This is a genomic window from Pseudomonas sp. RGM2987 (assembly GCF_022952855.1).
Lineage (GTDB): Bacteria > Pseudomonadota > Gammaproteobacteria > Pseudomonadales > Pseudomonadaceae > Aquipseudomonas.
Genome location: NZ_JALJDX010000219.1, coordinates 136996 through 159389, shown reverse-complemented (window position 1 = coordinate 159389; position 22394 = coordinate 136996). Strand labels below are relative to the sequence as shown.

The 22394-nt window shown below is 59.6% G+C and carries 23 protein-coding genes; 3 read left to right on the top strand and 20 right to left on the bottom strand.

Annotated features, from left to right (window positions below):
- Nucleotides 1–189: 189 nt before the first annotated feature.
- Nucleotides 190–2322 carry an LTA synthase family protein gene (locus RGM2987_RS24465; protein WP_245145430.1) on the top strand — a complete coding sequence of 711 codons (2133 nt, stop codon included), beginning with the start codon at nt 190–192 and terminating at the stop codon, nt 2320–2322.
- A 27-nt stretch (nt 2323–2349) separates the two neighbouring features.
- Here RGM2987_RS24465 and nudK read toward each other — a convergent pair whose 3' ends face one another.
- The 4 genes from nudK to RGM2987_RS24445 are packed head-to-tail and all read right to left on the bottom strand — an operon-like array spanning nt 2350 to nt 5693.
- Nucleotides 2350–2946, bottom strand: coding sequence for a GDP-mannose pyrophosphatase NudK (nudK, locus tag RGM2987_RS24460; protein ID WP_245145427.1), 597 nt, complete (start codon nt 2944–2946; stop codon nt 2350–2352).
- A 28-nt stretch (nt 2947–2974) separates the two neighbouring features.
- On the bottom strand, nt 2975–3805 hold the full coding sequence (gene nadE, locus RGM2987_RS24455; RefSeq protein ID WP_245145426.1) for an ammonia-dependent NAD(+) synthetase: 831 nt from the start codon (nt 3803–3805) through the stop codon (nt 2975–2977).
- A 1-nt stretch (nt 3806) separates the two neighbouring features.
- Nucleotides 3807–5036 (bottom strand): nicotinate phosphoribosyltransferase, encoded by a 1230-nt coding sequence (gene pncB / locus RGM2987_RS24450; RefSeq protein WP_245145425.1) that lies wholly within the window; start codon nt 5034–5036, stop codon nt 3807–3809.
- 9 nt (nt 5037–5045) lie between these two features.
- Entirely contained in the window at nt 5046–5693 is a 648-nt protein-coding gene (locus tag RGM2987_RS24445) for a nicotinamidase (protein ID WP_245145424.1), read from the bottom strand.
- A 183-nt stretch (nt 5694–5876) separates the two neighbouring features.
- Between RGM2987_RS24445 and RGM2987_RS24440 the strand changes: the two genes are divergently transcribed.
- Both RGM2987_RS24440 and RGM2987_RS24435 read left to right on the top strand, forming a co-directional pair.
- Entirely contained in the window at nt 5877–6422 is a 546-nt protein-coding gene (locus RGM2987_RS24440; protein ID WP_245145423.1) for an adenylyltransferase/cytidyltransferase family protein, read from the top strand.
- Between the two features lies 1 nt (nt 6423).
- Nucleotides 6424–7131, top strand: a complete 708-nt coding sequence (locus RGM2987_RS24435; protein ID WP_245145422.1) for an NUDIX hydrolase — start codon at nt 6424–6426, stop codon at nt 7129–7131.
- A gap of 60 nt (nt 7132–7191) precedes the next feature.
- Here the strand turns inward: RGM2987_RS24435 and RGM2987_RS24430 are convergent, their stop codons facing one another.
- The 16 genes from RGM2987_RS24430 to rsmG form a co-directional block, all read right to left on the bottom strand.
- Nucleotides 7192–8349, bottom strand: a complete 1158-nt coding sequence (locus RGM2987_RS24430) for an ATP-binding protein (RefSeq protein ID WP_245145421.1) — start codon at nt 8347–8349, stop codon at nt 7192–7194.
- Between the two features lie 140 nt (nt 8350–8489).
- A complete protein-coding gene (glmS, locus tag RGM2987_RS24425; RefSeq protein ID WP_245145420.1) occupies nt 8490–10322 on the bottom strand; it encodes a glutamine--fructose-6-phosphate transaminase (isomerizing) in 1833 nt (610 codons plus the stop codon).
- 1 nt (nt 10323) lies between these two features.
- Entirely contained in the window at nt 10324–11100 is a 777-nt protein-coding gene (locus RGM2987_RS24420) for a DeoR family transcriptional regulator (protein ID WP_245145419.1), read from the bottom strand.
- Nucleotides 11101–11310: 210 nt separating this feature from the next.
- A complete protein-coding gene (gene glmU, locus RGM2987_RS24415; RefSeq protein ID WP_245145418.1) occupies nt 11311–12678 on the bottom strand; it encodes a bifunctional UDP-N-acetylglucosamine diphosphorylase/glucosamine-1-phosphate N-acetyltransferase GlmU in 1368 nt (455 codons plus the stop codon).
- A gap of 115 nt (nt 12679–12793) precedes the next feature.
- The gene (locus tag RGM2987_RS24410; RefSeq protein ID WP_024777790.1) at nt 12794–13219 is read right to left on the bottom strand and encodes a F0F1 ATP synthase subunit epsilon; all 426 of its coding nucleotides are present in this window, start codon (nt 13217–13219) and stop codon (nt 12794–12796) included.
- A gap of 45 nt (nt 13220–13264) precedes the next feature.
- Entirely contained in the window at nt 13265–14641 is a 1377-nt protein-coding gene (gene atpD, locus RGM2987_RS24405; protein WP_215000580.1) for a F0F1 ATP synthase subunit beta, read from the bottom strand.
- 27 nt (nt 14642–14668) lie between these two features.
- On the bottom strand, nt 14669–15529 hold the full coding sequence (atpG, locus tag RGM2987_RS24400; protein WP_030139034.1) for a F0F1 ATP synthase subunit gamma: 861 nt from the start codon (nt 15527–15529) through the stop codon (nt 14669–14671).
- 50 nt (nt 15530–15579) lie between these two features.
- Nucleotides 15580–17124 (bottom strand): F0F1 ATP synthase subunit alpha, encoded by a 1545-nt coding sequence (gene atpA / locus RGM2987_RS24395; RefSeq protein ID WP_024777788.1) that lies wholly within the window; start codon nt 17122–17124, stop codon nt 15580–15582.
- 21 nt (nt 17125–17145) lie between these two features.
- The gene (locus tag RGM2987_RS24390) at nt 17146–17682 is read right to left on the bottom strand and encodes a F0F1 ATP synthase subunit delta (RefSeq protein WP_003187192.1); all 537 of its coding nucleotides are present in this window, start codon (nt 17680–17682) and stop codon (nt 17146–17148) included.
- A 12-nt stretch (nt 17683–17694) separates the two neighbouring features.
- Complete coding sequence (locus tag RGM2987_RS24385; RefSeq protein WP_030139033.1) at nt 17695–18165, bottom strand: F0F1 ATP synthase subunit B; 471 nt, start codon at nt 18163–18165, stop codon at nt 17695–17697.
- 59 nt (nt 18166–18224) lie between these two features.
- Nucleotides 18225–18482 (bottom strand): F0F1 ATP synthase subunit C, encoded by a 258-nt coding sequence (gene atpE / locus RGM2987_RS24380; RefSeq protein WP_003097235.1) that lies wholly within the window; start codon nt 18480–18482, stop codon nt 18225–18227.
- A 132-nt stretch (nt 18483–18614) separates the two neighbouring features.
- Nucleotides 18615–19484 (bottom strand): F0F1 ATP synthase subunit A, encoded by an 870-nt coding sequence (gene atpB, locus RGM2987_RS24375; RefSeq protein ID WP_024777786.1) that lies wholly within the window; start codon nt 19482–19484, stop codon nt 18615–18617.
- Nucleotides 19485–19500: 16 nt separating this feature from the next.
- The gene (locus RGM2987_RS24370; protein WP_245145417.1) at nt 19501–19908 is read right to left on the bottom strand and encodes a F0F1 ATP synthase subunit I; all 408 of its coding nucleotides are present in this window, start codon (nt 19906–19908) and stop codon (nt 19501–19503) included.
- A 148-nt stretch (nt 19909–20056) separates the two neighbouring features.
- The gene (locus RGM2987_RS24365; protein WP_245145416.1) at nt 20057–20929 is read right to left on the bottom strand and encodes a ParB/RepB/Spo0J family partition protein; all 873 of its coding nucleotides are present in this window, start codon (nt 20927–20929) and stop codon (nt 20057–20059) included.
- A 9-nt stretch (nt 20930–20938) separates the two neighbouring features.
- Nucleotides 20939–21736: a ParA family protein gene (locus RGM2987_RS24360; protein ID WP_245145415.1), complete on the bottom strand. Its 798-nt coding sequence runs from the start codon at nt 21734–21736 to the stop codon at nt 20939–20941.
- 18 nt (nt 21737–21754) lie between these two features.
- Nucleotides 21755–22390, bottom strand: a complete 636-nt coding sequence (gene rsmG, locus RGM2987_RS24355) for a 16S rRNA (guanine(527)-N(7))-methyltransferase RsmG (RefSeq protein ID WP_245145429.1) — start codon at nt 22388–22390, stop codon at nt 21755–21757.
- Between the last annotated feature and the right edge of the window lie 4 nt (nt 22391–22394).

Here is a 22394-nt window from a genome sequence, read left to right as displayed (position 1 = left end):
GTGTATCAGCAAACGATGATGTTGACTGGCACACCGCTTTCGCGAGCAAGCCCGCTCCCACAGGTTCGTATGCTGTCCAATGGATTGGCTCCAATCGAAGGCCCGCTTTTTGTGAACGCTTTATACCGCCGTTTAGCCCACCGCCTCACGCCCCTCATCGCCCTGGCCGCCTGCGTACTGCTGGCCCCCATGACCCTACGCCTGGCCCTCGGTTGGTCCGACCCCTTGGGCTACCTCTCGGACCTGGGCATCGGTGGTTTGCTGGTCGTATTGCTCCACCGCCGTCCCTGGTGGCTGGCACTGCCAGTGTTGCTGGCCTGGAGTGCCTTGACGCTAGCGAGCATCGAGTTGGTCAGCGCCGTGGGGCGGATGCCCAATCCTTCGGACCTGCACTACCTGATCGACCCGCAGTTCGTCGAGAATTCCACCAGCGGCGGTTTCGCTCATCCCTGGCTGGCGGCGATCCAGTTGGCAGCGCTGGTGTTCTGGCTAGTGGTCCGATGGGCCAGTCAATCGCAGCAGCAACCCCGCTTGCCACGCCTCGCCTGGGCATTGCCGGCAGCGCTGTTGCTGGTCCACAGCGCCGTGCAATCCTGGCGGCCAAGCGAGGCGGACCAGTGGAACGTATTCAACCTGCCACACCAACTGGTCACTGCGGGCATCGTCGCCGGGCAGGAACGGGCCCAGCAATGGCTCGACGGCGATGCGGTGGATCCTGCCCCGCCTACGCAGGGGCTGACCCGATTGGACCTGGATGGGGAAAAACTGCTCGCCGCACCCGGGGGCGCCCGCAACGTGCTGATCATCGCCTTGGAAGGCATACCCGGCGCCTATGTGAAGGCCAACCGGCAGGCCTTGAACAGCAACTATCAGGAACACCTGATGCCGCACCTCAGTGCCTGGGCCGAGCGTGGTATGAACACCCCCGATTACGTCCTGCACAGCCATCAGACCATTCGCGGCCTGTACGCGATGCTGTGTGGCGACTACGACAAGCTCGACGACGGCACGCCCAAAGGCGTCGAAATGCTCAACCAGACCCAGCGCAACCAGGCCTGCCTGCCGGCCCAGTTGCGCCAGAACGGCTTCTCTACCCACTTCCTCCAAGGTGCGGGCCTGCGGTTCATGGCCAAGGACCGGATCATGCCCCACATCGGCTTCGACACGACCCTGGGCCTGGACTGGTTCACCCGACCGGCCTACCTGGAATTCCCGTGGGGCGTGGATGACAAGACGTTCTTCGAGGGCGCACTGGACTACGTCGGACAACTGCAACAGGCGGACAAACCCTGGATGCTCACCCTGCTGACCGTGGGCACCCACCAGCCGTACTCCGCGCCGGATGACTATCTGCAACGCTACGACACCGCCAAGCAGGCCGCCGTCGGTTACCTGGACGACGCGCTGGACAGCTTCCTGGCCGGCCTGGAACGCCAGGGCATCCTGGAAAACACCCTGGTGGTCGTCACCTCGGACGAATCCCATGGCATCGACGACGTGCGCCTGGCCTCGTCCTGGGGCTTCAACCTGACCCTGGCCCCCGAGCCATTGCCCAGGATCAAGGCCGGCGTCTACGGCCATGTCGACCTGAGCGCCTCGATCCTCGATTACTTTGGTTTTGCAGTGCCCCGCTCGTTGTCCGGTCGCTCGATGTTCCGGGACTACGGGACAGGTCGGGAAATCATGTCATTCACCAACGGCAAGCTGCGCTATCACGACGGCAAGGGCAGGTTCACCGAGTGCGATTTCCAGCAACATTGCCGTGACTACACCAGCGAAGGCTTTATCGCCGATCACGCCAGTTACGCCGGACAATACAGCGGCCAGCGCGCCAGGCTGATCGACGCCCGCGCCGCGGCGCTGGGCCAGACCCTGTCGCCTACCCCGCTGAAGCAGCATTACCAGTTTGGCAGCGCGGACAAGATCGCGCTGCCGGCCCAGGTCACCAACGACTGGACCGACAACCTGATCGGCGCTCAATACCTGGAAATGCCCAAGGGTTCGCAGACGCGTGTCAGCCTGACCATCCGCGCCCTGGACGCCGACCATGCCGCCTACATTTCCCTCAAGGCCAAGGAGTTCGAGCGCGATGTGCCGATGGACCTGCCGACCGACGTAGCGGTCACGCCCGAGCAACCGCTGGTGATGAACATCAGCTTCAACAACCCGCAGCCGCGCAAGGCGTTTTCCTTTCACCTGCTCGGCCACGGCGTAGGTGCGATCGAAATCAGCGATTTCAGCGTGGTGACCGAGCTGCTCGATCAGACGGACCAGCCGCAGTACCTGGACGACATGCAGGATGAGGGCGTCCAGTCCAGTTGAGCCGACGCCAGGACCCCCGCGCGAGGGTCAGCCCAGCAAGCGATGCAGCTTGGCGTACTGCAACAGCATGATGGTCTTGCCGTCGCAGATCTCGCCGGTTTCGATCATGCCCAGGGCTTGGTCGAGGGGCATTTCCAGCACCTCGATCTCTTCGCCTTCCTCTTCGAGGCCGCCGCCCTCGTGCTTGCGGTCCTCGTCGAAATATTCGCCGACGAAAAAGTGCACCCGTTCCGTCACCGAGCCCGGGCTCATGAAGGCTTCGAACACCTTGCGTACGTCCTGGATGATGTAGCCGGTCTCTTCCTGGGTTTCCTTGCGGATGCAGGTGTGTGGATCGTCGTTGTCCAGCAGCCCGGCGCAGGTTTCAATCAACAAGTCATCGTAGCCGTTGACGAAGGCCGGGAAGCGGAATTGCCGGGTCAGGACCACGGTCTGCTTGGCCTTGCTGTACAACAGGATTGTCGCGCCGTTGCCACGGTCGTAGGTCTCGCGGGTCAGCTCGCGCCATTGGCCGTTGCGGCCCAGGTAGTCATAGGTGGTCTTGCGCAGCACGTACCAGTTGTCCGAGAGGACTTCGACGTGCTTGATGCGTACGCGGTCTTTGGTGCTGATTGCCTGTGTCATCCAGCCACTCCATCCAAGGGTTATTCGTTCAAAATGCCGGTACCCGCGGCAACGCGCGTTTGTGGGCGGTCTTGAGGTAGGCGCGTTCGATGATCTGTTGCGCTTGGGGCGAAACCTGCTCGCCCATCAGGTACCCATCGATTTCCTCGTAACTGCAGCCGTATGCCGCCTCATCCAATTTACCCGGTGCCAAGTCTTCCAGATCAGCGGTCGGGGCCTTGCGCACCAGCTGCGCGGGGGCACCCAGAGCGTCAGCCAACAGCCGCACCTGGGTCTTCGTCAATCCGGACAGCGGGGCCAGGTCGCACGCGCCGTCGCCGTACTTGGTGAAGAAACCCATCACCGCCTCTGCCCCATGATCGGTGCCGACCACCAGGCCATTGCTGAAATTGGCGATGGCATATTGCGCCAGCATCCGCGCCCGGGCCTTGACGTTGCCTTTGGCAAAGTCGGTGAGTTCGGCCGAAGGCTGCAAGCCGTCAATGGCGATACTGCTCATCAGCCCGTCGACACAAGCGGCGATGTTGCTGGTGGTGATCAGATCCGGCCGAATGAAATCCAGCGAGGCCTGGGCGTCTTGCTCATCGGCCTGGGTCTTGTACGGCAGGCGGACGGCGATGAAACGCGCCTCATGCTCTTCCCCCCGCAATCGCTCTACGGCCAGTTGGCAAAGACGCCCAGCAGTGAGCGAGTCGACGCCACCGCTGATGCCCAATACCAGGGATTTGCATCCCGACTCGCGCAACACCTGTTTTATAAACCCGACGCGGCGGGTGATTGCAGCCTGTTCACCGCCCTGTTTGAGTTGACGATCGATGCCCAGTTCCCGGGCAATGCTTTCTTGCAGAGACGAAGTCATATCAGGCTCCCAGCTGTGGATTGACAAGGGCGACGTTGAACACCTGAGCGGCGTAGCGCAGGAACGAGGCGTCTTCGCAGACATTCTTGATTGGATCATCGGAGAACTTCACCACAGGTTCGCCGTGGACCCGCACCAGCTTCATGACGATGCTCAGCGGCTCGACGCCCTCGACATCGCAGGCCAGGCTGGTGCCCATGCCGAACCCGAACCGGGCCTTGCCACGAACATGACGCAGAATCGGCAGGCATTTTTCGAAATTCAGGCCGTCGGAGAACATCAGGTCCTTGGTGCGTGGATCGACGCCCAGTTCGTGGTAGCGCCGCAGCACTTTGTCAGCCCAGACGATGGGGTCACCGGAATCCTGGCGCAGGCCGTCATAGAGCTTGGCAAAGTACAGATCGAAGTCCTTGAGGAAGAAGTCGGTGCTGATGCAGTCCGTCAGCGCGATACCGAGCCGGCCACGGTACTCGCGCACCCAGTTTTCCAATGCTGCGTTCTGACTCTCGCGCAGCCTCCCCAGTTGCTGGTGCACCATCAGCCATTGGTGGGCCATGGTGCCGATCAGCGGGAGATCGAACTCATAGGCCAGGTGCGCGTTACTGGTGCCGACAAACACCCCGGGGAAATCGCTGCGCATCACATTCACCACTTCCCGCTGGGCCCTGAACGACAACCGCCGGCGGGTGGAGAAATCCGAAACACGAAACTCGGCGAGCTCTTCCCGACTGGCGTTTTTCTCCAGCCATTCAAACTTCTGGTACAGCTTGCGGGTCACGTCGGCCAGCTCGACTTCGGGGTACTTTTCACGGTTGCGCAGTTCGCTGACCATCGCCAACACCGGCTGCTCGAACATGATGCAGTGCAGCATCGGGCCACGGACGCGGATGTGCAGTTGGCCGTCGACTTGCGAAACGTGGATGTAGCGCAGATTGAAGCGAAACAGGCCGAGAAACTGTTCGAAATCCGGTGTCAGGTACTCACGGAAACGCTTGTTGAACAGAAACCGCTGTTCCCCCTCGCGCAGCTGCAAACCGGCAAGCTTTTCCAGTTCCACGCGAATGTCTGGAATCAGGTGACCGAGCCGTTCCTTGGAACGTACGATGAACTGATATTCCACCTCCACGTTCGGGTGCTGGTGCAAGACCGCCTGCATCATGGTGAAGGTGTAGTAATCGGTATCCAGGAGACTCTGGATGACGCCGCTGCTTGAATCGAATGCACTGTCCATGTTCGCTCCTTACTCGCTTGCCAGGCGGATAGTTACTTCGCGGGTCGCGGCAACCTGGACCCCTGCTTGCTGCAAGTCTTGAATGGCTTGGGTGGCGCCCTCCTCGCTGATGGCCCGGCAGGCCGGCAGGTGAATGATCACCTTGAAGCCGCCAGCGGCCAGTTGCAGGGCGGTGGTCTTGACGCAGAAATCCAGTGCCAGCCCGCCGACAATCACCTGCTCCACGGCCTGGCCTTTCAGGTACTCGATCACCCCTGTGGACAATTTGCCGTGCAGGTCGTGGTAGCAGGCGCCGTACGGATGCAGGTCCGGCTCGACACCTTTCCAGACGAAATAGTCGTAGTCGTAGGGGGTCGGCAATTCGTCCAGCAGGGTGAAACCCTCAGTGCCGGGGACACAGTGGCTGACCCAGGTGATGTCGGCGTGCTCAAGCCCGGTCGGCACGAGCATCTGTGAGTGTTCGGCAACCACCCACGGGGCCAGGGGCGTGTGGGCGTCCTTGCTGCCGATGCGCAGGCTGGCCAGCGACGCCATGAAATTCAGCTCGCCGCCGATCTGATCGCCACCGGGCACTGGCAGCTCATCAGGGCAAAGCGGCGTGAAGCTCTTTTGTGCGTCGACATCGAAGGAAGCGGTTATGCGGGTCAGGCTGTTCATGCTGGGTCTCTCCTCTTCATGGACACAAAAGTACATGATGTGTACTTTCATAACAAGCCACCTGAACAAAATATTTCCGCCGTTAACCTATTTGTCTATCTTATCCGTGTCAGCAGGCGAAAATTGTCGCAGGGGGATATTTTGCTGATAAAGTACACGTCATGTACCAAATGGAGATGAGCCATGTTTGAAATCGCTCTTTATGGCGGGGCCTTCAACCCCCCTCACGCCGGTCACGCCCAGGTGATGATCGAGGCGTCGCTCCAAGCCAGGCGGGTGGTGGTGGCCCCCAGCTTCAGGCATCCCTACGGCAAGCGGATGGTCGACTATGAGGTTCGCTTGAATTGGCTGGAATCGATCGTCGAGAGCGTCCAACCGCTGTGCCGCGCCGAAGTGCGTGCCAGCCGGGTGGAACAGGTCGTGGCGCGTGGTGTTGAAGGCGCGATCTACAGCTACACCCTGCTCGCCCACCTCGCCGACAGCCTGGCCCTGGACGGCAAACGGATAGCCTTGGTCGTGGGTGAGGATGTGGCGGATCTGCTGCCGACCTTCTATCGCGGCCAAGAGCTGCTGGAGCGCTTTTCCATCCTCTGCGTGGCGGAAAAGATCCCTGTGCACAGCACGGCGCTTCGTGAACGACTGGCCTTGGGCATGTCGCTGCCAATGCACTGGATGGCACCCGGCATGAACCCGTTAAACTACGACCTTTATGCTGCCCACGGAACCTGACATGCCCAATCCCACAGCCCCCACGCGCGATTACTTGCACACCATCGACCTGTGTGTGCTGCGCTTGTGCCGGGAAACCCAGGCGCTGAAAATCCTCCTGAACCGGCGCGAAGCCGAGCCGTTCGCCGGCCATTGGGCGCTGCCGGGGATCGTGGTCAATGGCGGAGTCGAAGATCTCACCCTGAACGACGCTGTAGAGCGCCTGCGTAACTCCAGCAAAGTAGGCATGCCGCTGGCCTGGATCGAACAGGTCGGCACCGTCGGCGACGCCTTCCGCGATCCGCGCTGCTGGTCATCGTCGACGTTCTACCTGGCGATTGTCAGCGATGCAGTCCAGCTGGGCGAACACCAGGAATTTTTCCCACTCATAGGCGTCGCTGACGGCTCGATAAAACTGCCTTTCGACCACAACAGCCTGGTGGCGGCTGTCCACGAGCGCCTGGTATCCAAAGCCCTCTACAGCAGCCTGCCGCTCATGTTCCTGGGCCCTGAATTCAGCGCGCCGCAAGCCGTGAGTATTTTCTCCCTGGTGCTCAACCGTCCGGTGCTCAAGACCAGCATCCGCCAGCGTTTGCTGAAAATGACCGAGGCGCGATACCTGCGGGAAACCGGCCGCAAGATAAGCGGCGACGGCGGCCGCCCGCAGAGCACTGTGGAAAACCTCAAGCCGGGCAGCGTTTATCTTTTTGATCGTTGTTTTATGGAGTGATGCTCAGCATAGAGCCTGGCTTTGAGGCTCCTCCAAACGGTTTCAGATTAAGGGAAGCGTTCAGGAAAGTCCTTCGAGCAGACCTGCGTCTCGTAGCAGCTCCACGATCACCTGCTCATCCACCGCATAGACGCCACGGGAAGCTTTCCAAACCAGCTTCTTCTCCTGAAGGGCAAGGAGCGCTTGCTGAACGCCGGGCACTTCAACTTTTATGTCGCTCTCGGCGATACCGGCTTGCGCCAGCGCTTTCGCGTACAGGTTCATCGTAGGGGCCTCGAACGGTGCATAGCTTTCGCCTTTGGCGCTCATGACCCGGATCACTGCAGATTGGATAGGAGTCAGGCTATGAATCACCTTCCGCAGATCCGCGTTGATTTCCTCAGCTTGCGCCCGAACCAGCAAAGCGAATCGGTGCGGGACCATTTCCGGGTCCAACGCAAAATCGAACCGAATTTCGTCTGCGGCAGCACCCAGCAATTCAGGCCGGTAACCACTCTCCTTGAACAACTCAAACACGTTGGAGGGATCGAGCGAATGGGGAAGGTCAACGTTGGCGCAGAACCAGTTGATGAAGTCTTGATCCAGGGTTGGAAACTGCACCATGGACGCCCCGAAAAACGCTTGATCCTTGCTGTTGCGCAACATGGCCAGCTTGTCCCGGTTCGATCCGGTACACACTATGCGCAAGCCATGATGCTTTGAACTGTTGAGCTCGTCCCTCGCCGCTTTCAATGCGAACAAGGCCGCTACCCCTTGATCGGTGGTGATCGCATGCTGGGCTTCGTCGATGATCAGGACAATGATCTTTTTCGACTCATCCGAAAGAGCTGCAAGCGCAGTGGTCAAATCAATGTCATTACCGAGTCCGATCCTGTCCAGACTGAAGCTCAGACCACCAACGGTCACTTTCTCCATGCCAGCACCCTTCGCCAGACGCGTCACGAATCCTTCGCTGCGCCCGACAGCCTCCCGGACCGCTTGCACGATGACCAGACCGGGATCTTTCGTCTGGTCTTTCCAGAGATCGGCGTACAAGACAATCGCCCCCGCATCCTCTAATGCAGGTCGCAGATCCTCTCGTGCGAAAGTTGACTTACCGGTACGTCGGGGGGCTGCCAGGAAGACACCTGAGCTGGCAGCGCTACCGATGGCGACCTGCAGGATCAGTTTGGAAAGACGGAAAGCCAAAGCGGGACGATGGTAAAAAATTTCAGCCATTGGAGGCCTCTCTATAGAGAACTATAGAGCGACTATAGACCAATTATTCTCTGCACACCTGTCCGTGGAAACAAATTTATAGGGAATTATTGAGCGACTATAGACCGATTATAGTCGCTCTCCGTCGACAGGTGCGAACCTCACTCCACCGTCACAGACTTCGCCAAGTTCCGCGGCTGGTCCACGTCAGTGCCCTTGAGCACCGCCACGTAGTACGACAGCAGTTGCAGCGGAATGGTGTAGAGGATCGGCGAAAGGATGTCGTGGATGTGCGGCATGTGCACCACGTGGGTGCCTTCGCCATTGGTCATGCCGGCTTTTTCGTCGGCGAAGACGATCAACTGGCCGCCACGGGCGCGTACTTCCTGCAGGTTGGACTTGAGCTTTTCCAGCAGCTCGTTGTTCGGCGCCACGGTGACCACCGGCATGTCATTGTCCACCAGGGCCAACGGGCCGTGCTTGAGTTCACCGGCCGGGTAGGCTTCGGCGTGGATGTAAGAGATTTCCTTGAGCTTCAAGGCCCCTTCCATCGCCACTGGGAACTGTGCGCCACGACCGAGGAACAGCGTGTGGTTCTTCTCGGCGAATAGTCCGGCGATTTTTTCCACAGTGCTGTCCATCGCCAGCGCCTCGCCCAGGCGGGTTGGCAGGCGACGCAGCTCTTCCACCAGTTTGGCTTCGACGCCTTCGCCCAGCGTACCGCGTACCTGGCCCAGGGACAGGGTCAGCAGCAGCAGGCCCACCAGTTGGGTGGTGAAAGCCTTGGTCGAGGCGACGCCAATCTCGCGACCGGCCTGGGTCAGCAGGGTCAGGTCGGACTCGCGCACCAGGGAGCTGATGCCGACGTTACAGATCGCCAGGCTGGCGAGGAAACCCAGCTCCTTGGCATTGCGCAGGGCTGCCAGGGTATCGGCGGTTTCGCCGGACTGGGAAATGGTGACAAATAACGAGTCGGGCTGCACCACCACCTTGCGGTAGCGGAACTCACTGGCGACTTCGACCTGGCACGGGATCCCTGCCAGTTCCTCCAGCCAGTAACGAGCGACCATGCCGGCATGATAGCTGGTGCCACAGGCGACAATCTGCACGTTGCGGACCTTGGCGAACAGCTCGGCCGCCTGTGGACCAAAGGCCTGGACCAGCACCTGATTCTGGCTCATGCGACCTTCCAGGGTGCGTTGTACCACGGCCGGTTGTTCGTGGATTTCCTTGAGCATGAAATGGCGGAACTCGCCCTTGTCGGCAGCTTCGGCCCCGTCGCGGTACTGCACGGTTTCGCGCTCCACGGCGTTGCCGTCGATGTCCCAGATCTGCACGCTGTCACGACGGATGTCGGCGATATCGCCTTCTTCCAGGTACATGAAGCGGTCGGTGACCTGACGCAGCGCCAACTGGTCGGAAGCCAGGAAGTTCTCACCCAGGCCCAGGCCAATTACCAACGGGCTGCCGCTGCGGGCCGCCACTACGCGATCCGGCTGTTTCGCGCTGATCACCGCCAGGCCATAGGCGCCGTGGAGTTCCTTGACCGTGGCCTTGAGCGCTACGGTCAGGTCCGCCAGGTCCTTGAGCTTGTGATTGAGCAGGTGGGCGATGACTTCGGTATCCGTGTCCGAGGTGAACACATAGCCGAGGGCCTTGAGTTGTTCGCGCAGGGCTTCGTGGTTCTCGATGATGCCGTTGTGCACCACCGCCAGGCCTTCGGAGAACATCGGGTGTGCGTTGCGCTCACACGGCGCGCCATGGGTGGCCCAGCGGGTGTGGGCGATACCCAGGCGACCGATCAACGGCTCGGCGTCCAGGGCTTGCTCCAGCTCGCTGACCTTGCCGGGACGACGCATGCGCTCAAGCGTCTGATCATTGGTGTATACCGCCACGCCGGCACTGTCGTAGCCGCGGTATTCCAGGCGCTTGAGGCCTTCTAGCAAGATTGCTGTGATGTTGCGTTCAGCAACGGCGCCGACAATTCCACACATGTTATTTCTCCTGGCTGACAGACGCGCAGATCACATTGATGCCGCGGGCCTGAATCTGATCGCGGGCCTCTACGGGCAGGCGATCATCGGTAATGAGGGTATGGACGCTGCTCCACGGCAGTTCCAGGTTGGGAATCTTGCGGCCGATCTTGTCGGCCTCCACCATCACGATCACTTCGCGGGCAACCTCAGCCATCACACGGCTCAGGCCCAGCAGTTCGTTGAAGGTGGTGGTACCACGGACCAGATCGATGCCGTCGGCGCCGATGAACAGCTGGTCGAAGTCATAGGAACGCAGGACCTGCTCGGCCACTTGGCCCTGGAACGATTCGGAATGAGGATCCCAAGTGCCACCGGTCATCAACAGCACCGGTTCGTGCTCCAGTTCGTTCAAGGCACTGGCGACGTGCAGAGAGTTGGTCATGACCACCAGCCCCGGTTGTTGACCGAGTTGCGGAATCATCGCCGCCGTGGTGCTACCGCTGTCGATGATGATGCGCGCATGTTCGCGGATCCGCTTCACGGCGGCCCGGGCAATGGCTTGCTTATAGCTGGAGACAGTCTGCTCGCTGTCGGCCACCAACTCCTGCGGCATCGGTATCGCGCCACCGTAACGGCGCAGCAGCAAGCCATTGCTTTCCAAAGCGGCGAGATCCTTGCGAATCGTAACTTCCGAGGTTTCGAAGCGCTTGGCCAGTTCATCCACACTGACTCCGCCCTGCTCTTGGAGCAAAGCCAGGATGTTATGGCGGCGTTGTGGAGTATTGCGCTTTGACATGGCAGCTTAAGTTTCGATTCGAAAGATAACGTAAGCAATCAAAACCTATTGCGGCGGGATCGTCAAGGCGGGGAGGGAAAAATTCAGAAAGGTTCAGTGATCAAATGTGGGAGCGGCCTTGCTCGCGAAAGCGCTAGATCAGTCAAATAACAATCGACTGAAATGACGCTTTCGCGAGCAAGCCCGCTCCCACAAAGAATTGTGGATAACTTACGGCTTCTTGATTTTCTCCGGGCGCTTCCAGTTATCGATATTGCGCTGGCGCGCGCGGGCCACCGCCAGCTGGGACTTATCCACATTCTGGTTGATTGTCGACCCAGCCGCCGTGGTGGCGCCATCAGAGATATCCACAGGCGCGACCAACGAGTTATTGGAGCCGATAAACACATCCTCGCCCAGCACGGTCTTCCACTTGTTCGCGCCGTCGTAATTGCAGGTGATGGTGCCGGCGCCAACGTTGGTGCGGGCACCCACTTCAGCATCACCCAGATACGTCAGGTGGCCGGCCTTGGCGTCTTCGCCCAGATGAGCATTCTTCAGCTCGACAAAGTTACCCACATGGGCGCGGGCTTCCAGCACCGAACCGGGACGCAGGCGGGCGAACGGGCCGGCATCGCTGCCTTCGCCCATGACCGCACCGTCGAGATGACTGTTGGCCTTGATGACCACGCCTTTGCGCAGGGTGCTGTCCTTGATCACACAGTTCGGGCCAATAACCACATCATCTTCAATAACGACCTTGCCTTCGAGGATGACGTTGATGTCGATGACCACATCGCGACCCACGCTGACTTCACCGCGCACGTCGAAACGGGCCGGGTCGCGCAGCGTCACGCCTTGGGCCATTAGGCGGCGGGCGGCGCGCAATTGATAGTGGCGCTCCAGTTCGGCCAATTGCCGGCGATCATTGGCGCCCTGCACTTCCATCGCGTCCAACGGCTGCTCGGTGGCAACCACCAGCCCGTCGGCGACCGCCATGGCAATCACATCGGTCAAGTAGTACTCGCCCTGAGCGTTGTTGTTCGACAGGCGGCTCATCCAGTCACCCAGGCGTGCGGCCGGTACGGCAAGAATCCCGGTGTTGCCCTCGGTGATGGCCCGTTGGGCTTCGCTGGCATCCTTCTGCTCGACAATGGCGGCTACCTCGCCCTGGGCGTTGCGCACGATGCGGCCGTAACCGGTGGGGTCGTCCAGCTCGACGGTCAACAGCCCCAACTGCTCGGGCGCGACATGCTTGAGCAGACGCTGCAAGGTATCGACCTCAATCAGCGGCACGTCGCCGTAGAGGATAAGCACCGTGTCGGCGGTGATGAACGGCACGGCCTGGGCGACCGCATGACCTGTACCGAGCTGCTTGTCCTGCAGGACGAAGTTCAGGTCATCGGCAGCCAGGCGCTCGCGTACCGCATCGGCACCATGCCCGATCACCACGTGAATGCGCTGTGGATCAAGTTGCCGGGCGCTGTGGATAACATGGCCGAGCATGGAATTACCGGCTACCGGGTGCAATACCTTGGGCAGCGCGGAGCGCATGCGGGTGCCTTGACCGGCCGCGAGAATAACGATTTCGAGAGACATGACTGGCTACCAATCCTGGGTGGTCAGCGGCTGTGACCAGATGATGAGTGTCGGGGAAAGAAAAAAGGGTAGCCGAGGCTACCCTTTTTAATCAATCGCACAGAAAGCAGACGGCTTAGCCGCCGAACTTCTTGCGGATCTGCTGGACGGTCCGCAGCTGGGCTGCGGCCTCGGCCAGACGTGCAGCAGCAGAACCGTAGTCGAAGTCTGCGCCTTTTTCGTGCAGTGCCTTCTCGGCAGCCTTGACGGCTTCCTGAGCGGAGGCTTCGTCCAGGTCGGCAGCACGTTGCACGGTGTCGGCAAGGACCTTGACCATGTTCGGCTGAACCTCGAGGAAACCACCAGAGATGTAGAACACCTCTTTTTCCCCGCCCTGCTTGGTCAGACTGATCGGACCTGGCTTCAAGCTGGTGATCAGCGGTGCGTGACCCAGGGCGATACCAAGATCACCCAGCTCACCGTGCGCAACCACAAACTCGACCAGACCGGAGAAGATTTCCCCTTCCGCACTGACGATATCGCAATGGACTGTCATAGCCATCTGATTGCCTCAACCTAAATTAGCGCCCGTTGCCGGGCGCCGGGATTACAGTTTCTTGGCTTTCTCGATCGCTTCTTCGATGCCGCCGACCATGTAGAACGCTTGTTCTGGCAGGTGGTCGTAGTCACCGTTGAGGATGCCTTTGAAGCCAGCAATGGTGTCTTTCAGGGAAACGTATTTACCCGAGGCACCGGTGAAGACTTCAGCCACGAAGAACGGCTGCGACAAGAAACGCTGGATCTTACGAGCACGGTTTACCAACTGCTTGTCGGCTTCCGACAGCTCGTCCATACCCAGGATCGCGATGATGTCCTTCAGTTCCTTGTAACGCTGCAACACGTACTGAACGCCGCGAGCGGTGTCGTAGTGCTCCTGGCCGATCACGTTCGGATCCAGCTGACGCGAAGTCGAGTCCAGTGGGTCTACCGCTGGGTAGATACCCAGGGAAGCGATGTCACGGGACAGTACGACGGTGGCGTCCAAGTGGGCGAAGGTGGTCGCTGGCGACGGGTCGGTCAAGTCGTCCGCCGGTACGTATACCGCCTGGATCGAGGTGATCGAGCCTTGCTTGGTCGAAGTGATGCGCTCTTGCAGCACGCCCATCTCTTCAGCCAGGGTCGGCTGGTAGCCTACTGCCGAAGGCATACGGCCCAACAGTGCGGATACTTCGGTACCGGCCAGGGTGTAACGGTAGATGTTGTCGACGAACAGCAGAACGTCGTTACCTTCGTCACGGAACTTCTCGGCCATGGTCAGGCCGGTCAGGGCTACGCGCAGACGGTTTCCCGGCGGCTCGTTCATCTGGCCGTAGACCAGTGCCACTTTGTCCAGAACGTTGGAATCCTTCATCTCGTGGTAGAAGTCGTTACCCTCACGAGTACGCTCACCCACACCGGCGAACACGGAATAACCGCTGTGCTCGATGGCGATGTTACGGATCAGTTCCATCATGTTTACGGTCTTGCCGACACCGGCACCACCGAACAGACCGACTTTACCGCCCTTGGCGAACGGGCAGACCAGGTCGATAACCTTGATGCCGGTTTCCAGCAGCTCGTTGCCACCAGCCTGTTCAGCGAAGGACGGCGCAGGACGGTGAATGCCCCAGCGTTCTTCGGTGTCGATCGGGCCAGCTTCGTCGATCGGGTTGCCCAGTACGTCCATGATCCGGCCCAGGGTCGCTTTACCGACCGGTACGGAGATGGCTGCGCCAGTGTTGTTGACGTCCAGACCGCGCTTCAAGCCTTCGGTGGAGCCCATCGCAATGGTACGAACCACGCCGTCGCCCAGCTGTTGCTGGACTTCCAGAGTGGTTTCGGCGCCTTGAACCTTCAAGGCGTCGTAGATGCTCGGTACGCTGTCGCGTGGGAATTCCACGTCGATAACGGCGCCGATGATTTGAACGATACGTCCGCTACTCATAGCTGGATCCTCTGAATATTTGAACCGTTAAACCGCGGCAGCGCCGCCGACGATTTCCGAGATCTCTTGGGTGATCGCAGCCTGACGCGCCTTGTTGTAGATCAGCTGCAAATCGCTGATCAAATCACCGGCGTTGTCGGTAGCGTTCTTCATCGCGATCATCCGCGCCGCTTGTTCAGCTGCGTTGTTCTCGACCACCGCCTGGTAGACCTGCGACTCCACGTAGCGGACCATCAAGCCGTCGAGCAGCTCCTTGGCATCCGGTTCGTAGAGATAGTCCCAGTGGTGCTTGAGTTCCTGTTCCGGGGTCGCCACCAGTGGAATCAACTGCTCCACGGTAGGTTGCTGCGTCATGGTGTTGATGAACTTGTTGGATACCACGGACAGGCGGTCGATCCGGCCTTCCAGATAAGCATCCAGCATCACCTTGACGCTGCCGATCAGGTCATTGATCGACGGCTCTTCACCCAGGTGGCTGATAGCGGCGACGACGTTACCGCCGAAGTTACGGAAGAAAGCCGCACCCTTGCTACCGACCACGCACAGATCGATCTCGACGCCTTGTTCGCGGTTTACCGCCATGTCCTTGACCAGGGCCTTGAACAGGTTGGTGTTCAAGCCACCGCACAGACCACGGTCACTGCTCACCACGACGTAACCGACGCGCTTGACGGCGCGGTCGATCATGAACGGGTGGCGGTATTCCGGGTTGGCGTTGGCCAGATGACCAATCACCTGGCGGATGCGCTCCGCATAAGGACGGCTAGCAGCCATGCGCATTTGTGCCTTGCGCATTTTGCTGACCGCCACTTTCTCCATGGCGCTGGTAATCTTTTGCGTGCTTTTGATGCTCGCAATCTTACTGCGAATCTCTTTTGCGCCTGCCATGTAACACCTATCAGGTTAGCAAGCGGGAGCCTTGCGGCTCCCGCTGCGGCTTACCAGGTTTGGGTGGCCTTGAACTTCTCGATACCAGCCTTGAGGCCAGCGTCGATTTCGTCATTGAAGTCACCCTTCACGTTGATCTTGGCCATCAAATCGGCGTGATCGCGGTTGAAGAAAGCAATCAGCGCTTGTTCGAAGCTGCCGATCTTGGCGATTTCAATGTCAGTCAGGAACCCACGCTCAGCGGCATACAGCGACAGCGCCATGTCAGCGATCGACATCGGTGCGTATTGCTTCTGCTTCATCAGCTCGGTAACGCGCTGACCATGCTCAAGTTGCTTGCGGGTCGCTTCGTCCAGGTCAGAAGCGAACTGGGCGAATGCCGCCAGCTCACGGTACTGGGCCAGGGCGGTACGGATACCACCGGACAGCTTCTTGATGATCTTGGTCTGAGCGGCACCACCTACACGGGATACCGAAACACCGGCGTTCACAGCAGGACGGATGCCCGAGTTGAACATGGCCGATTCCAGGAAGATCTGACCGTCGGTGATGGAAATCACGTTGGTCGGAACGAACGCGGAAACGTCGCCAGCCTGGGTTTCGATGATCGGCAGGGCAGTCAGGGAACCGGTCTTGCCAGTCACTGCGCCGTTGGTGAACTTCTCGACGTACTCTTCCGAAACGCGGGATGCGCGTTCCAGCAGACGGGAGTGGAGATAGAACACGTCGCCTGGGTAGGCTTCACGGCCTGGTGGACGGCGCAGCAGCAGGGAAATCTGGCGGTAGGCCACTGCTTGCTTGGACAGATCGTCATAGACGATCAGCGCGTCTTCACCGCGGTCGCGGAAGTATTCGCCCATGGTGCAACCGGAGTACGGTGCCAGGAACTGCAGTGCAGCCGATTCCGAAGCACTGGCCGCCACGATGATGGTGTTGGCCAGGGCGCCGTTCTCTTCCAGCTTGCGAACCACGTTGGCGATGGTCGATTGCTTCTGACCGATTGCCACGTAGACGCAGAAGATGCCGCTGTTTTTCTGGTTGATGATCGCGTCGATCGCCAGAGCAGTCTTACCGATCTGACGGTCACCGATGATCAGCTCGCGCTGGCCACGGCCGACCGGGATCATGGCATCGACAGCCTTGTAGCCAGTCTGTACAGGCTGGTCTACCGACTTACGCCAGATCACGCCTGGAGCAACTTTCTCGACCGCGTCGGTCTCGGTGTTGTTCAGCGGACCTTTGCCGTCAACAGGGTTACCCAGTGCGTCGACTACGCGACCCAGCAGTTCCTTGCCTACCGGAACTTCGAGGATGCGGCCGGTGCACTTGGCGCTCATGCCTTCAGCCAGTGTCGTGTACGCGCCCAATACAACGGCACCTACCGAGTCTTGCTCCAGGTTGAGGGCCATACCGTAGACGCCGCCCGGAAACTCGATCATCTCGCCGTACATGACGTCGGCCAGACCGTGAATCCGCACGATGCCGTCAGATACGCTGACGACAGTGCCTTCGTTACGGGCTTGGGAGGTCACATCGAGTTTTTCGATGCGGCCCTTGATAATTTCACTTATTTCGGAAGGATTGAGTTGCTGCATTGCTCTGCTGCCCCTTCAAACTCAAGATTTCAATGCTTCGGCAAGTTTCGCGATTTTGCCGCGAATCGAGCCATCGATAACCAGGTCGCCGGCGCGGATGACAACGCCCCCGATAAGGGATTTGTCTTCCTCGACTTGCAGGCGCACTTCCCGGTTGAGTCGTGCACTGAGAACCTTGGCGAGTTTGTCTTGCTGTTCTTGGTTCAATGCAAAAGCACTGGTCACTTCCACGTCTACCGACTTCTCTTGCTCGGCCTTGTACAGGTCGAAAAGAGCGGCGATCTCCGGCAGAAGCGGGAGACGGTCGTTTTCGGCAACGACGTGAATGAAATTCTGTGCCTTGGCATCGAACTTGTCGCCGCACACGTCAATGAACGTGGCGGCCTTTTCTGCGCTCGTCAGTCGCGGGGCCTTGAGCACGCGCTGCATGGTGTCGTCTTGCGACACCGCTGCAGCCAGGCCGAGCATGGCTGACCAATTGGCCAGTTGCTGGTGGGCCTGAGCGTGCTCGAAGGCCGCCTTAGCGTAAGGTCGGGCCAACGTGGTCAGTTCTGCCATGATCGCCCTCGCTTAGATTTCAGCAGCCAGTTGGTTTACCAGCTCTGCGTGCGCGTTTTGATCGATTGTGGCACCCAGGATCTTCGAAGCACCGCCAACGGCCAGGCTACCCACTTGGGCACGCAGCGCGTCTTTGACACTGTTGAGTTCCTGTTCGATCTCGGCTTGAGCCTGAGCCTTCACACGGTCAGCTTCGACGCGAGCCTGTTCACGGGCTTCGTCGACAATCTGGGTACCGCGTTTCTTGGCTTGCTCGATGATTTCAGCTGCCTGAGCTTTCGCTTCGCGCAGTTGCTGACCCACTTTCTCATGGGCCAACTCCAGGTCGCGAGCTGCACGGCTGGCAGCGTCCAGACCATCAGCGATCTTCTTTTGACGTTCGTGCAATGCCGCAATGACCGGAGGCCATACGAACTTCATGCAGAACAGTACAAAAATCAGGAACGCAACGGACTGGCCAATCAGGGTCGCATTAATGTTCACGCCAACACCTCGCAGTTACGTTGTCCATCACATCAAACTACTCGAAAGAATCCGAGTAATTAGCCAGCGATCTGACCAACGAACGGGTTCGCAAAGGTGAAGAACAGAGCGATACCAACACCGATCATGGTCACGGCGTCGAGCAGACCGGCGACGATGAACATTTTGACTTGCAGCATTGGAACCATTTCTGGCTGACGCGCAGCGCCTTCCAGGAATTTGCCGCCCAACAGGCCGAAACCAATTGCGGTACCCAGTGCGCCCAGGCCGATCAACAGTGCAACAGCGATAGCGGTTAGACCAACTACAGTTTCCATCTTTCCTCCCGACTTTTACGTCGTATGGTTTAGGTTTTTTAGATTAAAGCGGTAAAACAAATCGTTTCATCAGCCCGGTTCGGGCTCCTTCCCGTTTGACCGGGAAGGACATCAGACTAGTCGAGACTGGCCTTAATGGTTTTCTTCGTGCGCCATCGACAGGTAGACGATGGTCAGCATCATGAAGATGAACGCCTGCAGGGTGATGATCAGGATGTGGAACACCGCCCACGCCCATTGCAGGACTACGCCCAGGCCGCTGAGCCAGAGCAGGCCGCTGCCGAACATCACAGCGATCAGGATGAACACCAGCTCGCCGGCATACATGTTGCCGAACAGACGCAAGGCCAGAGAGATAGGCTTGGCGATCAGGGTCACGAACTCCAGCAGGAAGTTCACCGGGATCAGCAGCGCTTGAACCAGGATGTTCTTGCTGCCGAACGGGTGCAGGGTCAGTTCGCCGATGAAGCCGCCGATGCCCTTGACCTTGATGCTATAGAAAATGATCAGTGCGAAAACCGAGAACGCCATGCCCAGGGTCGCGTTCGGGTCGGTGGTCGACACGGCGCGGAATGGGATGTGGTGGTCGCCGGAGATCAGGATGGCCAGCTGAGGAATCCAGTCGACCGGTACCAGGTCGACGGCGTTCATCAGGAACACCCAGACGAAGATGGTCAGTGCCAGCGGTGCGATCACCGGGCTGCGACCGTGGAAGCTGTCCTTCACGCTGCCGTCGACGAACTCGACCAGGACTTCAACGAAGTTCTGCAGTGCGCCAGGCTGGCCCGAAGTCGCCTTCTTGGCCGCCATGCGGAAAAGGAAAACGAAGATCAGACCCAGCGCGACCGACCAGCCGAGGGTATCGACGTGGAAAGCCCAGAAGCCCATTTCCTTGGCTTCTGCTGCGGAGTGGGCAAAGCCCCAGCCGCCGTTGGGTAGCTGACCGAAGGTCAGGTTCTGCAAGTGGTGCTGGATATAGCCCGAAGCGGTTGTCTCTGCCATGGTTGCCTCAAACGCCCTAAGGTCTCGAAAGTCTTGTTCTCATAAGCAGGGGAGCGAACCAGCTGACCAGTTGGGTCAGCAGGAACACGCCGAATACAGCCAGCGGCGCCAATGGCTTCACACCTGCAAACGTCAGCGCAAACAGCACCGCCGTCAAAATCAGTTTCCCCGCCTCGCCGGCATAAAAAGACCGGACGATAGCCTGGGCTGCTCGGGCGCCGGAAAACCGAAAGGCCCTGTGAGCAAAGTAAATATTGGGAAGCAAGGCTATCAGGCCTCCGCAAAGACCTGAGTATCCGGCGACGACGCCTTTCCATTGCCAGAGCGCCAACGTGGCGATCAGTACAACGATGAGCTGAGTCATCAAAACCGGGAAAACTGCCAGACGATGGAACGGCAAGCGGTTTGGCGTGCGGGTTTCCATCGCTTTTGCTCTCCAAGGGTCGGCTGCCATATTTCAATAACTTGGCATAATTTGTGCCGACAAAATGCGCGCAGAGTATAGGGGCGGTTCTGCCCCTATTCAACTGTCAGGTAGTGATTTCCGACTGGGCGCTACAAGGGCAATTGTTTCAGCGAATGTGTGCAAGGACACCTTGCAGCTCATCGAGGGAGTTGTAACCGATCACCAGTTGCCCCTTGCCCTTCTTGCCGTGGCGGATCTGCACCGCAGAGCCCAGGCGCTCGGCCAGGCGCTGTTCCAGGCGGGCGATATCCGGGTCAGGTTTGGGGGCTTCGACAGGGGTCGGTTTGCCACTGAGCCACTGACGAACCAGTGCCTCAGTCTGGCGCACGGTCAGACCGCGTGCGACAACATGTCGCGCCCCCTCAACCTGTTGATTTTCCGGCAAACCGAGCAACGCACGGGCATGCCCCATCTCTAGGTCGCCATGGGACAACATGGTCTTGATGACCTCCGGCAGCGCAATCAACCGCAACAGGTTGGCCACGGTCACGCGGGACTTGCCCACCGCCTCGGCAACCTGTTGCTGGGTCAGCTGGAATTCCTGCTGCAAACGCTGCAGGGCCACCGCTTCCTCGATCGGGTTGAGGTCTTCGCGCTGGATGTTCTCGATCAGGGCCATGGCGATGGCGGTTTCATCCGGCACATCGCGCACCATGGCCGGGATGGTCTCCTGACCGGCCTGCTGGCTGGCGCGCCAGCGGCGTTCGCCGGCAATGATCTCGAAACGCCCACTGCCGATCGGACGCACCACGATCGGCTGCATGACGCCCTGGGCCTTGATCGACTGGGCCAGTTCTTCCAATGCCTGCGGATCCATGTCCCGACGCGGCTGGTATTTGCCACGTTGGATCAGGTCCAGCGGCAGGTGCTGCAATTCGCGCTCATCGGCCTGCACCGCCTGCTCTTCCAGGGAGCTGACAGTCGGACCGCTGAGCAGCGCATCCAGTCCACGTCCGAGACCTCGTTTCTTGACGGCCATGAGGTTTCCTTAAGTTGGCTGGGCTGCAGCGATGCGTGGATTGCGGCGCTGGCGGCGAACCATCTCGCCCGCCAGGGCCAGGTAGGCCAATGCACCACGCGATTGTTTGTCGTAGGCCAAGGCCGGCATGCCGTAGCTCGGCGCTTCGGCCAGGCGAATGTTACGCGGGATGACCGTGTCGTAGAGCTGCTCGCCGAAGTGTTCCTTGAGCTGGGCCGAGACATCGTTCATCAGGCTCAGGCGCGGGTCATACATGGTCCGCAGCAGGCCTTCGACCTTCAGGTCCGGGTTCAGCAGTTCGGCGATGCGCTTGATGTTATCCACAAGGTCGCTCAAGCCTTCCAACGCGAAGTATTCGCACTGCATGGGAATGATCACCCCATCGGCGGCCACCAGGGCATTGAGAGTGAGCATCGACAACGACGGCGGACAGTCGATCAGGATGTAGTCGTAGTTTTCCCGGATCGGCGCCAGGGCGCTGCGCAGACGGCTTTCTTTCATCTGCATTTCCAGCAGCACCACTTCGGCCGCCGTCAGGTCGCGGTTGGCCGGCAGTAGTTGATATCCGCCGTGTTCGGAAAAATGCATGGCCTGACCCAGATCGCATTCGCCGATCAGTACGTCGTAGATGGAGTTTTCCAGGCCATGTTTATCCACACCGCTACCCATGGTGGCGTTGCCCTGTGGATCGAGATCGATCAGCAGCACCCGACGCTTGGTCGCGACGAGGGATGCTGCGAGGTTGATGCAGGTGGTGGTCTTGCCCACGCCACCCTTCTGGTTCGCTATCGCGAATACCTTAGCCATTCTTGCTTGTGTTCCCAATCATGCCGTGCGGCGCAGTATCAGCAGATGGCGTTGGCCTTGGCAACCGGGTACGGCCAAGGCGTGTTCGCTATCGAGGTGGAAGTCTGCCGGCAATGCTACCAGCTCATCGGCCGGATGAACGCCCTTCATTGCCAGCCAGCGCGTATCGGCGTCACCCAGATGGCGAGTCCAGTTGCTGAAGTTCTCCATGCTGCTGAACGCACGGGAAATAATCCCGGTGAACGGTTGCGCCGGTTGGAACGCTTCAACGCGACTGTGGATAACTTGCAGGTTATCCAATTGCAGCTCGAGTTTGACCTGGGTCAGGAAGCGGGTTTTCTTGCCGTTGCTGTCCAGGCACGTCACTTGCGAGCCGGGAAACAGGATCGCCAACGGAATCCCCGGCATGCCGCCTCCACTGCCCACATCCAGCCAGCGACCGTCTTCGATGAAGGACATGACGCTGAGGCTGTCGAGCAGATGGCGCGAGACCATTTCGTCCGGATCGCGCACGGCGGTCAGGTTGTAGGCCTTGTTCCATTTGATCAACAGCGCCAGGTAACCCAGCAATTGCCCATGCTGGGCTTCGGTCAGGCTGACGCCAAGTTGCCGGGCACCTGTGGATAACTCTTCGGCGTGTTGCGAGGTGACCATCGAA

Coding starts and splice junctions, on each gene's coding strand:
- RGM2987_RS24465 (WP_245145430.1), top strand. CDS start 190: ATGACCCTACGCCTGGCCCTCGGTTGGTCCGACCCCTTGGGCTACCTC.
- nudK (WP_245145427.1), bottom strand. CDS start 2,946: ATGACACAGGCAATCAGCACCAAAGACCGCGTACGCATCAAGCACGTC.
- nadE (WP_245145426.1), bottom strand. CDS start 3,805: ATGACTTCGTCTCTGCAAGAAAGCATTGCCCGGGAACTGGGCATCGAT.
- pncB (WP_245145425.1), bottom strand. CDS start 5,036: ATGGACAGTGCATTCGATTCAAGCAGCGGCGTCATCCAGAGTCTCCTG.
- RGM2987_RS24445 (WP_245145424.1), bottom strand. CDS start 5,693: ATGAACAGCCTGACCCGCATAACCGCTTCCTTCGATGTCGACGCACAA.
- RGM2987_RS24440 (WP_245145423.1), top strand. CDS start 5,877: ATGTTTGAAATCGCTCTTTATGGCGGGGCCTTCAACCCCCCTCACGCC.
- RGM2987_RS24435 (WP_245145422.1), top strand. CDS start 6,424: ATGCCCAATCCCACAGCCCCCACGCGCGATTACTTGCACACCATCGAC.
- RGM2987_RS24430 (WP_245145421.1), bottom strand. CDS start 8,349: ATGGCTGAAATTTTTTACCATCGTCCCGCTTTGGCTTTCCGTCTTTCC.
- glmS (WP_245145420.1), bottom strand. CDS start 10,322: ATGTGTGGAATTGTCGGCGCCGTTGCTGAACGCAACATCACAGCAATC.
- RGM2987_RS24420 (WP_245145419.1), bottom strand. CDS start 11,100: ATGTCAAAGCGCAATACTCCACAACGCCGCCATAACATCCTGGCTTTG.
- glmU (WP_245145418.1), bottom strand. CDS start 12,678: ATGTCTCTCGAAATCGTTATTCTCGCGGCCGGTCAAGGCACCCGCATG.
- RGM2987_RS24410 (WP_024777790.1), bottom strand. CDS start 13,219: ATGGCTATGACAGTCCATTGCGATATCGTCAGTGCGGAAGGGGAAATC.
- atpD (WP_215000580.1), bottom strand. CDS start 14,641: ATGAGTAGCGGACGTATCGTTCAAATCATCGGCGCCGTTATCGACGTG.
- atpG (WP_030139034.1), bottom strand. CDS start 15,529: ATGGCAGGCGCAAAAGAGATTCGCAGTAAGATTGCGAGCATCAAAAGC.
- atpA (WP_024777788.1), bottom strand. CDS start 17,124: ATGCAGCAACTCAATCCTTCCGAAATAAGTGAAATTATCAAGGGCCGC.
- RGM2987_RS24390 (WP_003187192.1), bottom strand. CDS start 17,682: ATGGCAGAACTGACCACGTTGGCCCGACCTTACGCTAAGGCGGCCTTC.
- atpE (WP_003097235.1), bottom strand. CDS start 18,482: ATGGAAACTGTAGTTGGTCTAACCGCTATCGCTGTTGCACTGTTGATC.
- atpB (WP_024777786.1), bottom strand. CDS start 19,484: ATGGCAGAGACAACCGCTTCGGGCTATATCCAGCACCACTTGCAGAAC.
- RGM2987_RS24370 (WP_245145417.1), bottom strand. CDS start 19,908: ATGGAAACCCGCACGCCAAACCGCTTGCCGTTCCATCGTCTGGCAGTT.
- RGM2987_RS24365 (WP_245145416.1), bottom strand. CDS start 20,929: ATGGCCGTCAAGAAACGAGGTCTCGGACGTGGACTGGATGCGCTGCTC.
- RGM2987_RS24360 (WP_245145415.1), bottom strand. CDS start 21,736: ATGGCTAAGGTATTCGCGATAGCGAACCAGAAGGGTGGCGTGGGCAAG.
- rsmG (WP_245145429.1), bottom strand. CDS start 22,390: ATGGTCACCTCGCAACACGCCGAAGAGTTATCCACAGGTGCCCGGCAA.